This window comes from Chryseobacterium indologenes (assembly GCF_018362995.1).
Taxonomy (GTDB): domain Bacteria; phylum Bacteroidota; class Bacteroidia; order Flavobacteriales; family Weeksellaceae; genus Chryseobacterium; species Chryseobacterium indologenes_G.
In genome coordinates, this window is record NZ_CP074372.1 from 1 (window position 1) to 22,038 (window position 22,038).

The 22,038-nt window shown below is 36.9% G+C and carries 17 protein-coding genes; 13 read left to right on the forward strand and 4 right to left on the reverse strand.

Annotated features, from left to right (window positions below; all coding sequences use genetic code 11):
• The 4 genes from dnaA (at position 1) to DYR29_RS00020 (ending at position 3,214) form a co-directional block, all read left to right on the forward strand.
• Complete coding sequence (dnaA, locus tag DYR29_RS00005; protein ID WP_047376841.1) at positions 1 to 1,455, forward strand: chromosomal replication initiator protein DnaA; 1,455 nt, start codon at positions 1 to 3, stop codon at positions 1,453 to 1,455.
• A 100-nt stretch (positions 1,456 to 1,555) separates the two neighbouring features.
• On the forward strand, positions 1,556 to 2,008 hold the full coding sequence (locus DYR29_RS00010) for a low molecular weight protein-tyrosine-phosphatase (RefSeq protein WP_213278657.1): 453 nt from the start codon (positions 1,556 to 1,558) through the stop codon (positions 2,006 to 2,008).
• A gap of 2 nt (positions 2,009 to 2,010) precedes the next feature.
• Complete coding sequence (locus DYR29_RS00015) at positions 2,011 to 2,511, forward strand: nuclear transport factor 2 family protein (RefSeq protein WP_213278658.1); 501 nt, start codon at positions 2,011 to 2,013, stop codon at positions 2,509 to 2,511.
• Positions 2,512 to 2,515: 4 nt separating this feature from the next.
• A complete protein-coding gene (locus DYR29_RS00020; RefSeq protein WP_213278659.1) occupies positions 2,516 to 3,214 on the forward strand; it encodes an SAM-dependent methyltransferase in 699 nt (232 codons plus the stop codon).
• A gap of 166 nt (positions 3,215 to 3,380) precedes the next feature.
• On the opposite strand, the gene DYR29_RS00025 is transcribed toward DYR29_RS00020, so the two are convergent.
• Positions 3,381 to 4,262 carry a DUF4349 domain-containing protein gene (locus DYR29_RS00025; protein ID WP_213278660.1) on the reverse strand — a complete coding sequence of 294 codons (882 nt, stop codon included), beginning with the start codon at positions 4,260 to 4,262 and terminating at the stop codon, positions 3,381 to 3,383.
• Between the two features lie 180 nt (positions 4,263 to 4,442).
• Between DYR29_RS00025 and DYR29_RS00030 the strand changes: the two genes are divergently transcribed.
• Positions 4,443 to 5,510, forward strand: coding sequence for a DUF2891 domain-containing protein (locus tag DYR29_RS00030; RefSeq protein ID WP_213278661.1), 1,068 nt, complete (start codon positions 4,443 to 4,445; stop codon positions 5,508 to 5,510).
• Here the strand turns inward: DYR29_RS00030 and DYR29_RS00035 are convergent.
• Entirely contained in the window at positions 5,507 to 5,980 is a 474-nt protein-coding gene (locus tag DYR29_RS00035; RefSeq protein ID WP_213278662.1) for a DUF962 domain-containing protein, read from the reverse strand. The genes DYR29_RS00030 and DYR29_RS00035 overlap by 4 nt on opposite strands.
• Before the next feature lie 74 nt (positions 5,981 to 6,054).
• Here DYR29_RS00035 and DYR29_RS00040 point away from each other — a divergent pair, with 74 nt between their 5' ends.
• The 6 genes from DYR29_RS00040 to DYR29_RS00065 all read left to right on the forward strand — a co-directional run bounded on the left by DYR29_RS00040 (position 6,055) and on the right by DYR29_RS00065 (position 14,583).
• Complete coding sequence (locus DYR29_RS00040) at positions 6,055 to 6,900, forward strand: helix-turn-helix domain-containing protein (RefSeq protein WP_213278663.1); 846 nt, start codon at positions 6,055 to 6,057, stop codon at positions 6,898 to 6,900.
• 89 nt (positions 6,901 to 6,989) lie between these two features.
• The gene (locus tag DYR29_RS00045; RefSeq protein WP_213278664.1) at positions 6,990 to 8,300 is read left to right on the forward strand and encodes a TolC family protein; all 1,311 of its coding nucleotides are present in this window, start codon (positions 6,990 to 6,992) and stop codon (positions 8,298 to 8,300) included.
• A 22-nt stretch (positions 8,301 to 8,322) separates the two neighbouring features.
• On the forward strand, positions 8,323 to 9,441 hold the full coding sequence (locus tag DYR29_RS00050) for an HlyD family secretion protein (RefSeq protein WP_213278665.1): 1,119 nt from the start codon (positions 8,323 to 8,325) through the stop codon (positions 9,439 to 9,441).
• Between the two features lie 99 nt (positions 9,442 to 9,540).
• Positions 9,541 to 11,133, forward strand: coding sequence for an MFS transporter (locus DYR29_RS00055; protein WP_213278666.1), 1,593 nt, complete (start codon positions 9,541 to 9,543; stop codon positions 11,131 to 11,133).
• A gap of 351 nt (positions 11,134 to 11,484) precedes the next feature.
• Positions 11,485 to 13,695: a TonB-dependent receptor gene (locus DYR29_RS00060; RefSeq protein ID WP_213278667.1), complete on the forward strand. Its 2,211-nt coding sequence runs from the start codon at positions 11,485 to 11,487 to the stop codon at positions 13,693 to 13,695.
• A gap of 183 nt (positions 13,696 to 13,878) precedes the next feature.
• On the forward strand, positions 13,879 to 14,583 hold the full coding sequence (locus DYR29_RS00065; RefSeq protein ID WP_213278668.1) for a class I SAM-dependent methyltransferase: 705 nt from the start codon (positions 13,879 to 13,881) through the stop codon (positions 14,581 to 14,583).
• Here the strand turns inward: DYR29_RS00065 and DYR29_RS00070 are convergent.
• Together DYR29_RS00070 and metG are read right to left on the reverse strand one after the other, a co-directional pair.
• A complete protein-coding gene (locus DYR29_RS00070; RefSeq protein ID WP_213278669.1) occupies positions 14,556 to 15,218 on the reverse strand; it encodes a hypothetical protein in 663 nt (220 codons plus the stop codon). The two genes, DYR29_RS00065 and DYR29_RS00070, sit on opposite strands and share 28 nt — an antisense overlap.
• Positions 15,219 to 15,282: 64 nt before the next feature.
• Entirely contained in the window at positions 15,283 to 17,319 is a 2,037-nt protein-coding gene (metG, locus tag DYR29_RS00075) for a methionine--tRNA ligase (RefSeq protein ID WP_213278670.1), read from the reverse strand.
• 337 nt (positions 17,320 to 17,656) lie between these two features.
• Between metG and DYR29_RS00080 the strand changes: the two genes are divergently transcribed.
• Together DYR29_RS00080 and DYR29_RS00085 are read left to right on the forward strand one after the other, a co-directional pair.
• Positions 17,657 to 20,419, forward strand: coding sequence for a SusC/RagA family TonB-linked outer membrane protein (locus tag DYR29_RS00080; RefSeq protein WP_213278671.1), 2,763 nt, complete (start codon positions 17,657 to 17,659; stop codon positions 20,417 to 20,419).
• Between the two features lie 11 nt (positions 20,420 to 20,430).
• Positions 20,431 to 22,032: a RagB/SusD family nutrient uptake outer membrane protein gene (locus DYR29_RS00085; protein WP_213278672.1), complete on the forward strand. Its 1,602-nt coding sequence runs from the start codon at positions 20,431 to 20,433 to the stop codon at positions 22,030 to 22,032.
• The last annotated feature ends 6 nt before the right edge of the window (positions 22,033 to 22,038 follow it).

Here is a 22,038-nt window from a genome sequence, read left to right on the forward strand (position 1 = left end):
ATGGATGACAATTTAATGATGATATGGCAGAAATGCCTTCAGTTTATGCGTGATAACCTGAACGCAGCTGAAGACAATTCTGACCTGAAAAAACTTGAAAAATCTTTCGATATGTTATTCGATAAGGTTCAGCCGCTTTCATTAGTGGCAAACAACCTTACGCTGATCGTACCGAGCGATTTTTACAAGGAATATATAGAGGACAACTACCTGTCCTTACTTTCAGCTGCCCTGAAGAAAAATATTGGAAAAGGAGTGAAATTATGGTATTCTGTGATGGAAAACAGACCAAAAGGTGAAGAAAAACCAGTTACCATGAACATCAAGGGACAAAGTGTTCCTACTCCGAAAACACAGGAAACAATGCCACAAGGATTCTCTGCTAATATCGTGAACCCTTTTGTCGTTCCTGGAATTAGAAAAGTAAATATAGATTCTAACCTTAAGCCTGACTATTCTTTTGATAGTTATGTAGAAGGAGAAAGTAATAAATTTGCAGCTACTGTAGCCAGATCCATTGCAAAAAGACCTGGAGCAACTGCCTTCAACCCGTTATTCTTATATGGAGGTTACGGAGTTGGAAAAACCCACCTGGGACAGGCAGTGGGACTTGAAGTAAAAAACCAGTTCCCTGATAAAGTAGTTCTTTATCTGTCTTCTGAAAAGTTTATCCAGCAGTTTATCTCTGCTGCCAAAGCGCACAAGCAGACTGAATTTGCGAATTTCTATCAAATGGTAGATGTACTGATTATTGATGATATTCAGTTCTTATCAGGAAAATCAGCTACACAGGATAGTTTCTTCCATATTTTTGATCATTTGCATCAGAACGGAAAACAGATTATCCTTACTTCAGATAAAGCGCCTGCTGATATTATGGATATTCAGGACAGAATTGTTTCCCGTTTCAAATGGGGACTTTCTGCAGAAATCAAATCGCCGGATCTGTCTACAAGAAGACAAATCATTGAAGATAAACTAAGCAGAGACGGAATCGTTCTTCCGGGAGATATGCTTGACTTCCTTGCTGTAGAAACGAAAACCAATGTAAGAGAACTTATCGGGGTAATCAACTCTGTGATCGCTTACTCTACAGTATATAAGAGAGACCTGAGTCTTGAATTGTTAAAAGAAACGATCAACAGAATTGCTGCTAATCAGAAAAAGATCATCAATATTCCTTACATCCAGGAAGTTGTATGTGATTATTTCGGAATCAAAAAAGAACAATTACTGTCAAAAACAAGAAAAAGAGAGATTGCATTACCAAGACAACTTGCCATGTATTTCTCTAAAGAATTCACCAATTCTACCTTTACAAAAATAGGTGAAGAAATGGGAGGGAAAGACCACTCTACAGTAATGTATGCTTGTGATACCATCAAAGACGTATCGAAAATTGATAAAGAAATCAAAAAGTACGTAAAAGACCTTACAGAAAGAATCAAACAATAATAGTTTTGACCAGAAATAAATAAGAAATGAAGGATAGTTTTATTCTTCATTTTTTATTTAGTTTTGTTGTGACAAAAGACTCTTTTTAAATAGATAGAATATGAAAATATTAATGGTTTGTCTGGGAAATATATGCAGAAGTCCTCTGGCAGAAGGGATTATGAAAACGAAGTTGCCGGAAGATTTTGTAGTAGACTCAGCCGGAACTATTTCAATGCATGAAGGGGAACATCCCGACAAAAGAGCCATTAAAACCGCCGCGAATCATAATATTGATATTTCAAAACAGAGATCAAGACCTATCACCAGAAAAGATTTTGAATCCTTTGATAAGATCTACTGCATGGATATTGATGTATTTGAAGATGTGGTTTCCAAAACCAGAAACGAAGAAGAACGTCAGAAAGTATCTTTGTTTTTAGAAGTATTGGGAAATCATGAAAATGCTGAGGTTCCGGACCCTTATTGGGGAGATATGAGCGATTTTGAAAAGGTCTTTCAGCTTTTGGATAAGGGATGTGATGCTATTAAAAACCAAATACCCAAATCATAATCATGAAAAAACTACTGTTACTGCTTCTTGTAAGTTTTAATTTCTCTTTTGCCCAGACTAAAGATGAAACAGAGATCCGTAAAGTAATGGATGACTTTATGGGGTGTATTAAAACCAGAGATGAAGCCAAATATCTCTCTTTATTTCAGGAACCCGTACTTTGGACCGGAATTTACAAAGACAGGACGCAGGCTAAACGTCTTGAGAAAAATCCTAAGGCAGACTACTACTTTGCAGATGACTATAAAACTTTTATCAAAAGTTTTAAAGATGATAAATCTGAAGAGAAATTTGATAATATTAAGATCGTGGAAGATGGAGCAATAGCTTCTGCTAATTTCGATTACAGTTTTTGGTACGACGGTAAAATGGAAAACTGGGGAAAGGAGATTTGGACACTGATGAAGATCAACGGAACCTGGAAGATCACTTCCGTTACCTTTTCTATGGATCTTACAAAATATTTCCCACAACCTTCATTAAACGAAAGAACTAAAAAATAATACAATGCTTTTTTTACTCCCTGCTTACTTATCAGAAAATACTTCTATCAACCACTTTTCGCCTGTTCTGAAAGATTATATCATGCAGACAGACTATTTCTTCGTGGAAAATGAAAAAACGGCCCGAAAGGTTGTTAAATTTTTTGCTCCGGAAAAGAAGCAGGCTGATCTGAAGTTATTTTTATTGGACAAATACACGGAAAATGCGGACATCAAAGAAGCTCAGGAGCTGATGCTGAAAGGGCAGGACTTCGGATTGTTATCAGAAGCGGGATTGCCTTGTATTGCTGATCCTGGAAACCTGATCGTTAAATGGTGTCATGAGAAAAATATTCGGGTGGTCCCTGTTTCAGGACCTTCATCCATTATTTTAGCCTTGATTTCGAGTGGATTCAACGGGCAGGAGTTCACCTTTAATGGTTATCTTCCTATTGATAAAGGAGAGAAAAAGAAACATATCATGAATCTTGAAAGCCTTGTTCAGAAAACCGGATATTCACAGATTTTCATGGAAACACCTTATAGAAACAATCAGCTTTTTGAAGACCTGTGTAAGTTTTTATCACCCAATACCAAGTTGTGTATTGCGGCCAATATCAACGATCCGGAACATGAATTCATCAAGACAAAATCTATAAAAGACTGGCAGAAACAGAAGCCGGAACTTCATAAAATTCCTGCGGTATTTGTACTTGGGAAATAGTAACATATGGCAAAATTGCCGTGATATAGCTATTTCACTTAAAATATTTAACAGCTCTTAACAAGACTATTGCATTATTCTTGTTTTTAAAACTATACTGAAAACAGTTTAAATGTTGATAATGCAGTGAAAACCCGGGCATCAAAGATGCCCGGGTTTTCATATATTAATTTTTATTTTTCTTGCCAGATTTCCATTTCCTCCAAAAGAAAATAATAAATGGAATGATTAAAAAGAATGGCCAAAGAGAGACTATTCCGAGCATAAAGCTTACAAAACTGTTCCAGCCTTCCGTTACCGAATCTACAAACCGGCTTCCAAAACCTATTTTTGAGGTGGCTGAACTTCTCACTTTCTCTTTATATAAATTTAAATTCAGAGTACTGTAATTCACCCGATCATCAATAAAACGAAGTCGGCCTTCTGCCACATCAATTTCATCTTCAAGCTCGCGGATTTTTTCCTGAATTTCAAGCATATCTTTAGTCGTAGCAGCACTTTTAAGCATGTCCCTATACTTTTCGAGATAGATTTTTTTGTTGGCCAGCTTTATCGATACATCAGTATACTCTTCCGTGACATCATTGGATGAAATATTTTTGGATAAAACAGAACCTATTCCATCAGAAAATGAACTGATAAGAGCATCGAAATTTTTATGAGGGACTCTGATGATCAGGTTAAGATTATCATCCATATCCGTATTTTGAAAATCCTCTTTCTGAATATAAGCATTGTTTTTCTTTAAGATATCATTCACCTGGCGCTGAGCTTTTTTAACATCACCCACCTGAATTTTCATATCACCGTTTTTGATGATTTTTCTGGAAATAGTGTCGGTTTTCTTAGAGGTAGAAGGCCCTTTGCTAGATTTGTGTTCGTCTGGAATCAGTTTTTCAGATAGAGAAGGAGGTGGAGATACAGGAGCATACGCTTTATCTTCAGTAATAACTTCCATCAGATCGGCTTTCACTTCTTGTTTGGCCACTCCTGATTTATTACAATTGATAAGAATAAGACCTGATAAAAGGAGAATAATGTTTTTCATGGGATAGTTTTTTTATGGATATGATCAAAAAGTGTGCTCAAAAGTGGTGCTATTTTAGATTTATTTGAATTTTTTAAATAAAATATTAAAACACAGGCAGAAAATCAAAAATTAAATCAAAAGATCTCAAAAACGGCCCGGAAAATTGTTGAAACAGTAAATTATTTCTATTTTTAATTCATGAAAAAAAGTCTTTTAGCATTTATGTTTTCTCCATTTCTGATGTATGCCCAGGAAGTTCCGAAACTTACAGACGAAATGGCGATGAAATTATCCGATAAACCTCTTCACTGTATCAATCAGGAATATCCGAATAAAACAGCGCATATCATCAATAATGCAGGCGAAGTTCCTTTAACTCCAAAAGACCTACACCCTAGTTTTTATGGGTGTTTTGACTGGCACAGCTCTGTTCATGGACATTGGATGCTCACAAGACTTTTGAAAACAAAACCCAATCTCTCCAATGCCAAAGAGATTGAAAAAATACTGGATGAATCTTTCCAGAAGGATAAATTGAAAACAGAAGCTGACTATTTTACAAAATATCAGCTAACAGGAACTTTTGAGAGAACTTATGGCTGGGCATGGATCTTAAAACTGGACGAAGAGCTTACCAACTGGGACCATCCGAAAGCTAAAATATGGCACGAAAATCTGAAACCACTAACTGATCAGATTCTGAAGTCCTGGAAAACGTACCTTCCAAAGCAAACCTACCCAAACAGAACCGGAGTTCACCCTAATACGGCATTTGCAATGTCTTTTGCCATAGATTGGGCAAGAACAAATAAAGACAAAGAATTTGAAGACCAGCTGATGGAAAAGGCTAAATATTTCTTTTTAAAAGAACAGAAAACACCTGCTTATCTGGAACCGGACGGATCGGATTTCTTTTCGCCAAGTCTTGAAATTGCCGATCTGATGCGCAGAGTTCTTCCTCAAAAAGAATTTGTACAATGGCTGAATGCTTTCTACGAAAAAAGAAGTCTGGAAAATGTTGAAAAAATTCCGGTGGTAAGTGATCTTAGCGATTATCAGACCGTTCACCTTGTGGGTTTATCATTTTCAAAAGCATGGTGTATGAAAGGAATTTCCAATGCACTTCCTGTCAATCATCCACTGAAAAAAGATTTCAGGAAAACAGCAGACGTATTTCTTGCCAATGGATTGCCATTGCTTTTCCAGGGGAATTACGGTGGAGATCACTGGCTGGCCAGTTTTGCAGTATACGCTTTGGAAGATTAATATCTGATTCCTGTTTTTTTAAGAATAAAACCTAACAGCCAGATTGGGCCTATAAGCAGAAATTGAAGATCTTTGAGGAAAGACGGCTTTTGTCCTTCTATTTTATGACCTATCAACTGAAAAATCCAGGTAATAACGAATACAGAAAGGTAAACGATCCATGATTGCTTACCGAAACTGATATTGGTCAGATAGATAAAATGCTCCATAATGAGTATAATGACAGCCATCACAATAGCGATCAAAAGAGAAAGTCTGATATAGAAAAAAGTAATAAGAGCAATCACAATAAGGCTGATGATACTGACGCATCCGAAATAGGAAGCGCAGAAATGAGGCGAGGGAATGAGGGATGCAAAACCCAGAATTGTCCAAAAGATTAAAGGCACACAAATCCAGTGAATCAACTTATTGGTAGCGTTTCTATGGCTTTTACTGTATTCTGCAAATAATAGATCAACCTTTCTCATACTGACAGGAAATTGGATTGATGCTAAAATAATAAAATTTTGTAATCACTGGTAAGATTGCTTACATTTGTCTTATGTCTGCCTTAGAAAAGTTCGGAGTTGATATTTTTACGGAACGTAATATTTTCGAGCGAATAGCTGTTGGTAAGCCTTTTCGTCCAGATAATCCTGCCTTTATCTTTATTAAATCAGGAACGATAAAACTCCGGCAGCACTTCAGTGATCTGGAAGTTTCTGCTAATATGTTTATGGTAACCGATCCCCAAACTATTTACGAAGTGGTGGGAGTAACCGATGATTTTCAGTCGAGAATGGTTTCCTATAAAAGAGAATTTATTTCTGCTTTATCCTTGAAATTTAACCGCTTGATTACCTATCGTTATTTCAGGCAACAGATGAATAAAGGAGTCCCTTTTCCTGAAGATGAAATGGAAGTAGTCTGGAAAAGTGTCAATTTTCTGAAATATATCCTGGATTCCGAAACGGAAATGCTGTATAAGAAAGAAATGGTAGAGCATCTTTTCTCTGTTTTCTGCTATCAGATGGCCGGGATTATTTCCAAGGAAGACAATAGCTCTATGAATCAGATGTCAAGACAGGAAGAGATTGTATTTGTCTTTCTTACTGATCTTGCAGAGCATCACCTTACAGAAAAAACCGTTGAGTTTTATGCCGAACGGCAGTCGATTACAACCAGACATCTGTCTTCTGTAGTGAAGACTATCACAGGTAAATCTGCAAGTCAGATCATCGCCCTAATTGTGATTAATGAGGCAAAAGTACTCTTAAACTCTTCCAGTAAACCTGTTTCGGAGGTTTCTGCTATTCTCGGATTTAGCGATCAATACTCGTTTTCTCACTTTTTTAAGAAACATCTGGAGGTAAGTCCTACACAGTACAGACATCTGTTCGAAAGCTAAAATCTTACATTTGAACATCTTTTTCCAAAAATCAAACATTTGATTGATTTTGTTGTTGCCCTAACTTTGCATCTGTAAAACAAGGTAAAATGACAAAGAAAATAAAAACAGCACTATCAGTTTTGATAGCCGCTTTTCCCGCGCTGTTTTTTTCACAACAGATCAAGCAGATGACCGCAGGTGAGGTGGCGGAACTCGCTGTTCAGAACCATCAGCAGCTCAAAGTGTCTGCACAGAATATTGATATTGCAAAACAAAACACGAATGTTGTTAAACTTCAAAAACTGCCCACTATTACAGCTTCTACAAGCCAGTTCTATTTAGGGGATGCAGTAGCAATTGACAAAGATTTTTCAAATTCTACAAAAGTTCCGATGCCGCATTACGGAAGTTCATATGCTGTACAGGCTACACAGCTGATCTTCAAAGGAGGATTGGTGAATAAGTCTGTTGAAATGGCAGGACTTCGTGAGCAGCTTTCTGAACTGGATTTAGAGAAAAATAAGCAGGATGTAAAATTTTTGGTAATTTCCAATTATCTGGATATCTATAAAACGATGAACCAGGAAGAGGTATTTCAGAATAATAAAAAACTGGCGCAGGAACGTCTTAAAAATATTCAAAAATTCTATCAGCAGGGAATGGTGACCAGAAACGAAGTGATTCGTGGAGAACTGGCTATCAAAAATCTGGATCAGGGAATTCTGACACTTTCCAACAATAAGAAAATCCTTAATTATAATTTAAATATTGCTTTAGGTTTATCCTCGGATACAGAAATTATTCCTACAGAAAACTTGGAAAATAAAGAATCGGGGATAGGCATGGATTATTATACAGACCTTGCTCATGAGAAAAACCCATTGGTTAAATCTGCTCAAAAAAACATTGCTGTTGCAGATAAAAACATTGAGATCATAAAAACCGATAATGCACCTACTGTAGCTGGATTTGGAGGTTATACCCTGCAAAGACCGATTACCACCAGAAATCCTGTTTTGGATATGTATTCCGGAGGATGGCAGACAGGAGTTTCTTTGAGCTATAATATCGATACACTCTTTAAAACAAAAGAAAAAGTAAAATTAGGTGAACTGCAAAAGAACCAAGCGAATGATGCCATGACTCTGGTACAGCAGAATGTAGATATGGGAGTGAATGCAGCCTATACAAAATATCAGGAAGCCATCCAGCAGGCAGATATTCTGAATGATTCCAAAAGACTCGCAGAAGAAAACTACAAGATTACGGAAGCCAAATATCTGAATCAACTGGCGGTACAGGCAGAAATGATAGATGCCCAGAACCAGAAACTGCAGTCGGAGCTAGATTATGCCAATGCTGAAATCAATGTTTTGTATCAGTATTATAACCTTTTGAAATCTACAGGAACACTTTAATTTTTAAAACTGAAAATCAACAATGGAAAACAAGGAACAAACCACTCAAAATACAACACCAACTCCTGCTGCAGCAAGCGTAGAGAATAAAAAAAAGAAAAATAAAACCAATAAAATCAGAGCTATTATCTCCAATATTATTGTCTTTCTGGTCATTGGATTTGGATTATTCTGGCTGGTACGCAATTATTTCCATATCGGAAGTAAAACCTATACAGAAGCCGCACAGGTAGAAGAATTTATCAATCCTATTAATACGAGAGTTTCCGCTTATATCAAAGAAATTAAATTCATCGAACATCAGCATGTTAAAAAAGGAGATACCCTGGTTATTCTGGATGACCGTGAAATTATTACCCAGTTGGGACAGGCTGAAGCCGCCTATCAGAATGCTATGGCACAAAAAACGGCAACGAGTTCTTCTGTGAATACCGTTTCCAACAATATCAATGTGATGCAGTCTAATATTGCAGGAGCAAAAGCCAGATTATGGAACGCAGAACAGAACTTAAACAGATACAGAAATCTTTTGGCAGCTGAAGCAGTTACAAGACAGCAATACGATCAGGTAAAAACAGAATATGATGCACAAAAGGCGGCTTATGAAACGCTTGTGAATCAAAAACAGTCGGCAAATCTTTCCACCACTGAAGTGAAAAGTAAACTGGGAATTAATGATGCCGAGATCAAAAGAACGAAATCTGCATTGGATATGGCGAAGATCAATCTTTCCTATACAGTGATTACCGCACCTTATGACGGCGTAATGGGAAGAAGAACTATTTCTGAAGGTCAGCTGATTCAGCCGGGGCAGCAGGTGGCAACCATTGTTCTGAATGGTCAGAAATGGGTAACAGCCAACTTCCTGGAAAGCCAGATGCCAAATATTAAAATTGGTGAGAAAATATCCATGACAGCCGATGCTTTAGGAGGTAAAACATTTGAAGGAATAGTGACTGCTGTTTCAGCCGCTACCGGATCAAGATACTCAAGTGTGCCAACAGATAATTCTACCGGAAATTTCATTAAAGTACAGCAGAGAATTCCTGTAAGAATAGAGTTTACAGCTTCCAACAAAAAAGAAGATCTGGATAAACTGAGCGCAGGAATGAACATGAATGTGAATATTAATAAAGACTAAAAGATGGAAGATATCAGATTCCGGACATATGCTGAGGAAAATTAAGGTTAATGTTGAAAGTCTGCCATCTGATATCTGAAATCTGTTACCTAAAAAATCATGTACAACAAAGGATTATATAGCGATTGGGTACCGAAACCCGTACAGCTGCTGCTGATTGTATTGCTGCTTGCAGTGGTAATGCCTATCGGTGGGGTTTATACAGGAAATATCAGCTATCTGACAGGAGGTACCGGTGCCATGACAGAATACTTCATGTGGGCCAACTATGCTACAACAATAGGAATGGGGGCCTGTATGCCCATTGTTCTCAGAATGAAAATGAGGTTCAAAGTAAGAGACAAGATGGTAGCTTTACTGGTTATTCTCGCATTTCTGAACTTTGTGAATGCAACGACCCTGCAGCCTATGATTTTTGTATTTACTTCTCTGCTTATAGGGTTTATGAAAATGATGATCACGATAGAACTGTTTCTTCCACTGATGATGATGATCGGAAACAGAGGAATGTTTTATGGTCTGTTCTATACATTTGTTTTGGTGATGAACCAGGTCGCGACTTATTATGCCGCTGAAGTGGCCGTTTCTTATAACTGGCAGCAGTTTTATATTCTGACATCGGTTTTATGTATGATATTGGCGCTTATCCACTGGATTTTTATGCATGATAAATATTTTGCCCTGAAAGTCCCATTACATTATATCGACTGGCTGAGTATTCTGCTTTTTATCTCCACATTCATGTTTTCAGCCTATGTATTTTCTTTCGGGAAACAGCAGGACTGGCTGAATTCAAAGAATATTGTCAATGCAAGTATTGCTGCTTTTACAAGTTTTGCATTACTTACCATTCGTCAGTTGACGCTGAAGAGACCTTATCTTTCATTTAAAATATTTGCAAAGAACAATGTACAGCACGGTTTGTTTATGTTGATCTGGCTGGGAATGTTTTTAGGAACGGCATCTATTCAGAATACTTTTGCGGTAGGAGTGCTGGGATATGACTCGGTGACAAATGCGAGACTGAGTATGCTGATGATTCCTGGTATTATTCTGGCAGGAGTGATTGCCGTATTTTGGTTTAAAAAAGAGAAACCACTGAAAATGTTCATCTTTTCAGGATTTGCAGCGATGATGGGTTATGCAATTATCATGTACTTTTCCATGGTACTGGAATTCAGTTATGACAACTGGTATCTGCCGATGTTTCTGAAAGGATACGGAATGTGTGCATTATTTATCTCAGTATGGTTTTATACGTTGGATAAACTTGAAATGGATGATATGCTGGCTGCGATCGGGCTTGTTCTGGTTTGGAGAACTTTCCTTGCGGTAGGTCTTTTTTCAGCAATTTATTCATGGTTTCAGTACCATTTTCAGGTGATTGCCATAGGAGATTTGGCTGTTTATATAGATGGGATGACGATTACACCTCAGAATGTTGCTTCCAATATGAAAGTAATTCAACTGAATGCCATTATTATAGCAGGTAAAAAATTGTTCGGATACATTATTTTGGCTGGTCTTGGTGTATTGATATATGTTCTTACTCATCATTTTGGACGAGAACGTTTCCAGTATTTAAGATTTATCAGAGTTCTTGGCGGTAAATCAGTTATTGCAAGAAGAAGACTTCGTGAAAGGAAAAAATTATTAGAAGAAATAAAAGATGCTGCAGGACCTGCGGTATAAAAGAAACCTTGTTTTTCACTAGTAAAATCCTGGTCCTTCGTTGGGTCGGGATTTTACGTTTTTAAGAAGATGTCGAATTTTAAACTTTTTTGAAACATTAAGATTGTATTAAGGTGTTTAGAGTATTAAGATGAGCTTCGCATTAAGCTTAAAGATCAGAATGATTTATCTTAACTATACTTTATTCCTTCTTCCTTCTTAATGGGTTTTATATATATCCAGATTTATAAAACTTTTCTGTAAAAAGATATTTACCATCATAAAATAAGGGAAAATCTCATATTTCATTATTTTTATTCTTTCTAAATAAGAATTATCTTTGTGAGATTATAAAACTTTGAAGTAGAAAGAATGAAAAAGCAGTATGCATTCATAGGTCTTTTGGTTTCGGGAGTGATGATTTCCCAGACAGTGAAAGATTCTATTGCCTCTAAAGGTATTGAAGATGTGGTGATTGTAGCCTCCAGAAAACCTACAAAAATCTCTGAAGTTCCGGGAACCGTTTGGGTAGTACAGAAAGAAAAGATTCAGGAACAGGCTAAAAGCGGAGTTCCCATCAAAGAAATGTTATCGATTCTTATTCCCTCTATGGATATCGGTCCACAGGGAAGAACCAACTACGGACAGAATATGAGAGGGCGTTCAGCGCTGGTAATGATCGATGGGGTTTCTCTGAACAGCATCCGTGCAATAAGCCGTCAGCTAGATGCCATCGATCCATTTAATATTGAAAGAATTGAAGTTCTTTCAGGAGCAAGCTCAATTTATGGGGGAAATGCTACCGGAGGAATTATCAATATCATTACAAAAACACCTTCCAAAAAAGGAATCAGTGGAGAAACAGAACTGGGAGTACGTACAGGTTTTATGGGGAAGGACGACCATGATTTCCGTGCCGCTCAATCCATTGCTGCCAAGGGTGATAAGTTCTTCGGAAGGCTAGGAGTTGCTTATCAGCAGAACGGAGGTGTGTATGGAGCAGATCAGAAACAGCTTTTTACAGATATTACACAAACCGACCTTCAATACAACCAGTCGATTGACATTTTGGCTACAGGAGGATATCAGTTTAACAATAAACATAAAATAACAGCTTCCCTTCAGTATTACAATTCTAAATTTAATGGGGACAGAAGTTTATTTTTAGGTGAGAATTTAAGTGCTTTCACTACCAAAAATTCATCCCTGCTCCAAATGAGAGATGGTTTCTCATCTGACAAAAATGTAGGTACAGAGCGTTATATGGCAACAGTAGCTTATAATGCAAATGGAATTTTGGGAGGGCAGGACCTTTATGTACAGCTGGCAACCCGTGGTGAAAAATTAGGATTCTATCCATTCCCTGGAAATGTTACGTTACAGACAGGAAGAATACCGTATATGTCCTCTTCACAGCAGGATACTTATTATTCCGGGATTAAAGCTTTACTATCCAAATCATGGCGTGGATTAAACGTTACCTACGGAGCAGATTTTGATTTTGAGAAATTTGAAGGAACACAATCTGTTTACGATATTGCCAAAACAATGTCGAGCGGAGGTCTGATCAATGAGACAAAATACAGCCTAGGAAGATATCCAACCAACCATTCACAAAGCTATGCAGGATATGTTCAGGCAAAATATAATATCCTTCCAAAACTACAATTGAATGCAGGAATCCGTTATCAGCATATCAACGTAAAAATGGATGATTTTGTCGGTTCCGAACAACAGACACAGGTTGCGATGGGATACGGAATTTCAGCATCTGCAATTCCGGGTGGTGAAAGTTCTTATAATGTGACATTGGCCAATGCAGGATTATTATATAAATTCAATGAGCAGCACCAGGTTTGGGGAACTTTTTCCCAGGGAGCAAGTTTAGCCGATCCTGCCAAGTTTTATGGAATCGGGCAATATAAACTTGTGGGAACCAACTGGGATGTTGTATCAAGTATCAATGTTAAAGAACAGCCGCTGCAGGCGATCAAAACCAATCAGTTTGAAGTAGGATACCGTATAAACAAAGGAGGTTTAAGAGCCCAGGTTGCCGGATTCCTGAGTACTTCTGATAAAACGGTTGCCGTAGATAAAAAGACCTTCCAGATTCTCGTGAATGATTTGAAATTAAGAAACATGGGAATTGAAGCTGAGGTTTCTTATTCCTTAAGCAACGGAGTTTATTTCGGAGCAAGCGGACTTTTGATCAAATCTGAAGTAGATAATAAAGGAGAATGGCAGAAACAGGAGATTTATAATGCTTCTCCTTCAAAATTGGTAACCTATATCGGGTATAATATTAAAAACTGGTCATTCAGATTCCAGTCGTTACAGAATTTCAAGCAGAAAGACGAGCTTAATAATGTTGTTGAAGGCTACAATACTTCAGACCTGATGATGGGATACCGATTTAACTGGGGTAAATTCAATTTAGGGATCCAGAATTTGTTTAATACAGATTATCAGACCATTTGGAGCAAGCGTTCCCAGGTATTATATTCTACCTACGGACTTCCGGAATTGTTTAATTATAAAGGAAGAGGAAGAACATTCAACCTTTCTTACACTTTTGAATTTTAAAAGTACGTTTAAGGTTTAAATGCCTTGATCTGAAAATATATTGTATTTAAAATCCGGTTTCTGATACTCATTGGAAAACCGGATTTTAAATATGAATCTTTGATTCAATCCGTAATAAAACTAATTCGTTACCCGTACTAAAAAATTTTGAACTTTGCACCCCGAAAACTTATCTTTGTACTTATGAAAGATTTAATGGGCAGAGCGATCTGGGATTATTACCACAATGAAAATCCGGAGGATCTGCAGACTGAAACATCAATTTCTGAGCTGGATGAACTTCCGGTAGAATATTTATTCCGAGATTTTGAAGACATGAATGATATTGAGCAGAAAGCACTGGAATTATCCGAAGGAAAAGTTCTGGATATCGGAGCTGGAGCAGGTTCTCATTCTTTATATCTTCAGAATGAAAGAAATCTTGAGGTAACCGCATTGGATATTTCACCCAAATCTGTTGAAGTCTGCCAGCTGAGAGGCATTAAAAAAGCAGTTTGTAAAAATATGCTTGACTTTTCCGGAGAGACTTTTGATACGGTTTTATTATTGATGAACGGTACCGGTGTTTTTGAAAGCCTTGCGAAAATTGATACCTACCTTCAGAAATTATACTCTTTACTAAATAAAGGAGGACAAGTTTTGATCGACAGTACAGACATCCTTTATATGTTTGACCGCGATAAAGATGGAGGAGTGTATATTCCTGCGGGAGGATATTACGGAGAACTGGAATATGTAGTGCATTATAAAGGGGAATCCGAAGAACCGATTACATGGTTGTATCTTGATTTTAATACGTTAAAAAATGCTGCCACAAATAATGGTTTCAAAATAGAAAGAGTGTTGAGAGATGAAGATTGTTATTTAGCGAAGCTTACTAAGAGATAACCAGAAAACCATTCGGGGTAACTGATGATAATTGCTAACATTATCAGACTAATAATACCTGGCAAGATATACGGAGCTGCTCTATAGGGTAGCTTTTTTGGTGTAAACAAAACCCAGAATACCAGTAAAATTAAAGCACCTACAGCAGCCATGAAAAATTCCGGACTTTTTCTATAAGTAAAAAAACCTTGTGTACTTTCCTTATATATGAGAGGAACTAAAAAATTCTGAATAGGCAAAAAGACAATTCCGAAAATAAATGTTAGAATTGCTGCTCCATGCTTTTTAAGCTTAATAAAATTCAGTCCTAACAATAAAGCTCCTGGAATAGTTCCCAAAAGTCCTCCAACAAGTAAAATAAGGTCTCTCGGAAAAAGTTTAATAGCATTCGTATCTTCAGTAATATGATCTTTCCAAATTTCACGTTCTTCTGTAAATTTTGCTTCTTCAGCTTCTTGTTTACGCTGAATCAATTGCTGAACAGTTTCCTTTTCCTGTTCACTAAAAACACGTCCTCTTTCTTCCAGAATTTCAAAAGCTGCCTGAACGGCTTCCGGAACAAAGCGGTTGCCTTCTTTTAAATATCCCTCTAATTCCTGATTGGAAAGCTTTCTTAAAACATTTTTATTGACCATAAGCTGTATATAAAAGAAAGGCTGCTTCTAGTGAAACAGCCTGTGATCTTTATAATAAGGTTAATTATCCGATCTCAATCCCGTTTTCAACATTGCTGTCGTCCGGTGTTACGAAAGATAATTTTCCGTCTGGTTTTGTTGTTAATAATAACATTCCCTGAGATTCAATTCCTCTGATTTTTCTTGGAGCAAGGTTTAATAAGATCATTACCTGCTTACCGATTACTTCTTCAGGAGTGAAACTCTCTGCAATCCCGGAAACAACAGTTCTTACATCTACTCCTGTATCTACAGTAAGCTTTAGTAATTTATCTGCTTTTTCTACTTTTTCAGCTTCTGTAATGGTTGCTGTTCTAAGGTCTATTTTAGTAAAGTCATCAAACGTGATCTCTTCTTTCATAGGGTTTGCGTTAGGGTTTGTCTTTTTATTGTTTTGTTTTGTGTTTTCCAGCTTTTGGATTTGAGCTTCAATGACATCGTCTTCAATTTTTGAGAAAAGAAGGGATGATTCATTGATTTTATGACCTGTTTCAATTAATACTGATTGGTTTTCAATCGCATTCCAGTCTTTCTTCTCAACGTTGAACATGTTCAATAGCTTTTCAGAGCTGAAAGGCATAAAAGGTTCACATAACTGAGCTAATGCAACAGCTATTTGTGCTCCAACGAATAAAGATTGAGCCGCTTTTTCAGGATTATCTTTAATCGTTTTCCAAGGCTCTTCAGTCTGAAGATACTGGTTTCCAAAACGGGCGAGATTCATTAATGCTGTTAACGAATTTCTGAACTCATAATTTTCAAGGAATCCGGAAATTTCTTTTGCAGACTTACTTATTTCATTCAGTTCAGGGCTGTTTATATCTCCTTGTGGAACAACTCCATCGTAATATTTATGAATAAGAACTGCAACTCTGTTGATGAAGTTTCCGAAGATACCTACCAACTCAGAATTATTCTTAGTCTGGAAATCCTTCCATGTAAAGTTATTATCTTTTGTTTCCGGAGCCGATGAAAGAAGAGCATATCTTAAAACATCCTGTTGTCCAGGGAAGTCTTCTACATATTCATGAGCCCATACCGCCCAATTTCTTGACGTTGAGATCTTATCGTTCTCAAGGTTCAGGAATTCAAAAGCAGGAACATTTTTAGGCATAATATAATCTCCGTGAGCTTTCATCATGGCCGGGAAAATAATACAGTGGAATACAATATTATCCTTTCCGATAAAGTGTACAAGGTCACTGTTTTCGCTCTGCCAGTAATCTTTCCAGTCTTTTCCGTTCTTCTCAGCCCATTCTTTGGTGAAAGAAATATACCCGATTGGAGCATCAAACCAAACATACAAAACTTTTCCTTCAGCATTCGGAAGGGGAACCGGAACACCCCAGTTCAGGTCTCTGGTCATGGCACGAGGCTTAAGGCCGTCATTCAACCATGATTTAACCTGTCCGTATACATTAGGTTTCCAGTCGTCTTTATGGCCTTCAATGATCCATTCGTTTAAAAAGTCTTCGTATTCGTTTAATGGCAGATACCAGTTTTTTGTTTCTTTAAGGATAGGAACATTTCCGCTAAGCATTGATTTCGGATTGATCAGCTCAGAAGGAGAAAGGGTAGAACCACATTTCTCACACTGGTCACCATAAGCATTTTCGTTACCACAATTAGGACATGTACCTACAATATAGCGGTCAGCAAGGAATTCTCCTGCCTGCTCATCAAAATACTGCTCAGAAACTTCTTCTGTGAATTTTCCTTTTTCGTATAAAACCTTGAAGAAATCCTGGCTGGTTTCATAATGCTTTTTAGACGTTGTTCTTGAATATTCATCAAATGAAATTCCCAGATCAGCAAAAGATTTTTTTATGATCCCGTGATATTTGTCAACAATATCCTGAGGAGTAACTCCTTCTTTTTTAGCTCTTATGGTAATAGGAATTCCGTGCTCATCTGAACCACAGATAAACGCTACATCTTTTCCTAATCTTCTCTGAAATCTTGCGTAAACATCCGCAGGAATATAAACACCTGCCAAATGTCCTATATGAACCGGGCCGTTTGCATAAGGCAAAGCTGCCGTAATCATCTTTCTGTTTGACATTTATAGTAAAGTTTTAACTGCAAAGATAAGGAATATCTGTTGAATACCGCTATTGATGGTGTTATTATGATGTAGAATGCAGTTTTTTTAAGGTTGAATATGAATTTAAGTTAAACAGTTGTTTAACTAAATATTAAATTAATCCAAATATTATGCAATGCATAAGACGTCGCAAATTATTGAAATCTAAAAAACTAACTAAAATCGGTTTCGTAATATACATAATTTTAACTAAAATTATATTAAAATTATGATAATTCTATTTTTTTTTTAAATTGCGAGTCTGGCTACAAGCCAAATTAAGACTGAAAAAACGAAACTATAAAAAAATATGATTGTGAATAATTTTACAACAGTATTGAAAATTGCGCCTGCTTTTTTATTGGCCAGCACAATAATGCATGCGCAGACTAAAGACTCTGTTCCTCAGGAGAAGAAAATTGATGAGGTTGTATTAATCGGGTATGGAAAGCAGAAAAAATCTGATCTTACCGGTTCTATAACTTCTGTTACGGCAAAAGACTTCAACGGAGGAGCAACTTCTGCCGGACAGCTGATCCAAGGAAAAACACCAGGGGTACAGATTACCAATAACAGTGGAGCCCCAGGTTCAGGAACAAAAATAAGGATCAGGGGGACATCTTCTTTAAGTGGTGAAAATTCTCCTTTGATTGTAATTGATGGAGTTCCTCAGGACTTTGTAGGAATGAATGGTGTTTCTGACCCTTTATCATTAATTAACCCTAATGATATTGAAACATTTGATATTCTTAAAGATGCTTCAGCTACTGCTATCTATGGTAACAGAGCTTCCAATGGTGTTATTCTTATTACAACTAAGAAAGGAACAGCAGGAAAGTTCAAAGTGAATTTTTCAACGGTAACTTCTGTTTCTACTAAAATGGGGAAAGTAGACGTATTAAATGCTCAGGAATTCAGAGATTTTGTTAATACTTATGCGCCTGCAGGTTACAAAACCAAACTTGGGAATGCCAATACCGACTGGCAGGATCAGATCTATCAGGCGGCATGGGGAACAGATAATAACGTTGCCCTTTCAGGAGGTATTAAAGGCTTGCCATATCGTTTATCATTAGGTTATAATGAGCAGAACGGGATTGTAAAATCAAATTCTTTCCGCAGAACCTCTGTAGGATTGAACTTAAACCCTAAATTCTTTGATAATCATTTATCAGTGAATGTGAATGCAAAAGGAACATTTACAGATAACAGATTTGTAGATGGGGGAGTTATCAAGGCAGCTACCTATTTTGATCCTACTCAACCTGTATATTCAGGAAACTCTAATTATGGTGGTTATTATGAATGGCTGGATTCCGGATCTGCAACAGGATATAATGTAAATGCCAATTCCAATCCACTTGGGATGATCAATGGTGTAAGAGATGTGTCTTCTGTTCTAAGAGGATTGGGAAATATTCAGTTAGATTATAAGTTTCACTTTCTTCCGGACTTGCATTTCAATGTGAACGCTGGATACGATTATACAAAGAGTGATGGACACAAGTTTAAAGATGCTCGTTTGAGACCAGGTTTTGAAGATAAAGGAAGTTCAAATTTCTATTCTATGGAAAAGAAAAACAAGCTTTTGGAAACTTACTTTAATTATGTGAAAAATATCAGTGCGATTAATACTGGTGTTGATATTACAGCAGGTTATTCCTATCAGGATTTTAACATTTCAATCCCCGGAGCAATAACCTATAGAGGAAATGGTACGACACTACCTCCTGATTTGGATTTTAAAACACAAAATACTCTGATTTCCTTCTATGGAAGAGCTATTTTTACAATAGCTAATAAATATATTATTTCAGGATCAGTTCGTAAAGATGGTTCTTCAAGATTCTTTAACGGAACGAGAGATAATGTATGGGGAGTTTTCCCGGGAGTTTCATTAGCATGGAAACTTAATGAAGAGAGTTTCATTAAAAATATATCTGCTATCAGTACTTTGAAATTAAGAGCAGGATGGGGTAAAACAGGTCAGCAGGAATTGCCGGCGCTGGGAATCAATGGTAATAAGCCTAATAATTACCCGGCATTTGCAGCCTATAATCCTAGTTATCCCGGAGCAGGATATCAGTTCGGAAATGAATTCTATTTTATGTTCAGACCTGCTAATTATAATCCGAATCTTACCTGGGAAACGACTACTACGAAGAACTTAGGATTAGATTTTGGTTTTAATAAAAACAGAATCACAGGATCTATAGATGTCTTCAGAAAAGATACCAAAGATCTTCTTGTGTACGCAGATGAACCTGCAGGAGGCTTAAGTAATGCCAGCTGGCAGAATGTAGGAGATATGAAAAATGAGGGAATTGAAGGAAGTATTACAGTAATTCCTGTTAAAAACCAGAATACTACCTGGGAAGTAAGCTTTAATGCTACTCATTACAAGCCGGTCATTACTAAGCTTAAAGACAGAGCTGATGAATCATTTAACATGGAAGTAGGAGGTATTGAAGGTGGTTCAGGAAACAGAATCCAGGCTCATGCAGTAGGATATGCACCTAATTCATTCTGGGTATACCAGCAGGTATATGATACTAATGGGAAACCTGTTGATGGAGCCTTTGTAGACAGAAACGGAGATGGAGTAATCAATACAAAAGATATGTACTATTATAAATCTACAACACCAGATGCAATTTTAGGTTTCTCTACCAAAGTATCTCATAAGAACTGGGATTTTGCATTAAGTGCAAGAGCTGTGTTAGGAAACTACGTTTATAACAATGCTGCTTCCAATAGTTCCTTACAATCTGCATCTACCAACGAATATCTTCAGAATGTATTCACCACGGCACCTCAGTATAAGTTTGCCGTTCCTCAATACAAATCTGATATTTATGTTGAGAATGCTTCATTCCTGAGACTGGATAATATCAATGTAGGATACAATTTCGGAGAAATCTTCACTAAAGGAAGTAATCTGAAAGTATATGCAATGGCGCAGAATGTTTTTGTGATCACTAAATATTCAGGAGTAGATCCTGAAGTTTTCGGTGGAATAGATAATGGTTACTACCAAATGCCTAAGATTTATTCTTTAGGTTTTAACTTCCAATTTTAAATAAGAATTCAATGAAACTAAATAGAATTAAACTTAAAAATATAGTATTGCCTCTTTCAGTAGTATTTTTATTGACAGCAACTTCTTGTGTGAAAGATCTTGAAAGAGAACCTATCACAGACGTTACTTCAGCCAGTATTTATAAAGATTTTGCCAATTACAAAAACGTACTGGCTAAACTTTACGGAGGACTTGCCATGGGAGGTCAGGTAAGCGGAGATGGTGATCAGCCGGATAGTGATATTAATGGTATCAACGGTGGATTCTCTCAATATACCAGATTGATGTATAATTTGAATGTAGTAACCACGGATGAAGCCGTTATTGGATGGAATGATGGTAATCTTCATACGCTTCACAAAATGACCTGGGATGCTTCCAACGAGTTCATCGCTGCGATGTACTACAGAGTATACACAGAAATTGCTTTTTGTAATGAATTTCTTAGAAATGTAACGGATGAAAAATTAGCTTCCAATAATATTACAGGAGATAATCTTACTCAGGCGAAATTGATGAGAGCAGAAGCTCGCTTCCTGAGAGCACAGTCGTATTACCATGCGATCGATATGTTTGGGAATGTTCCTTTTGTAGATGAATCCTATTTGCCTGGATCTATCAATCCACCACAAAGAATAGAAAGAAAAGCATTGTTCAATTATATAGAGTCTGAATTGCTTGCGATCGCAGGAGAATTAAAAGACCCTAAAACCAATGAATACGGAAGGGCAGATAAAGCAGCTGTATGGTCATTATTGGCAAAATTATATTTGAATGCAGAAGTATATACCGGAACACAGAGAAATACAGATTGTATCACATACTGTAACAAAGTAATTGCAGCTGGCTATTCTTTAAAACCAAAATATGATGATTTATTCCTGGCGGATAATAATATCAATAACCCGGAGCAGATTTTAAGTGTAAACTTTGACGGAATTAATACACAGACCAATGGTGGAACTACTTTCCTTGTTCATGCTGCCATAGGTGGTGATATGAAAGCTGCTGATTTTGGAGTGAATGGTGGATGGAGTGGTTTAAGAACTACAAAAGCATTTGTAGGCTTATTCCCTACTAATGGAAGTGATAAAAGAGGAAGATTCTTTACTGCAGGGCAAAACTTAGAAATTAATGATTTGGGTTCATTCACAGATGGTTATGCATTTATCAAATTTAAAAATGTGAAAAGTAACGGATCTGTTGGAGCTCATACCAACTGGGTTGAAGCTGATATCCCGTTATACCGTTTAGCTGATATTTATCTGATGTACTCAGAAGCTGTTTTAAGAGGAGGCACAGGTGGGAATCAGGCAACTGCAATTGGTTATATCAATCAATTGAGAGAGCGTGCTTATGGAAATACAAGTGGAAATGTATCTTCGATCAATCTTAACTTTATTTTGGACGAAAGAGCAAGAGAGTTATCCTGGGAAATGACCAGAAGAAGTGATCTTATCCGTTTCAACAAGTTTACTACAGGAGATTATCTATGGCCATGGAAAGGGAATGTAAAAGATGGTAAAGCTGTAGAGAGCTACAGAAATCTTTTCCCGATTCCTGCTAAAGATATCGTAGCAAATCCTAATCTGATTCAGAATCCTGGGTATTAATTTTAA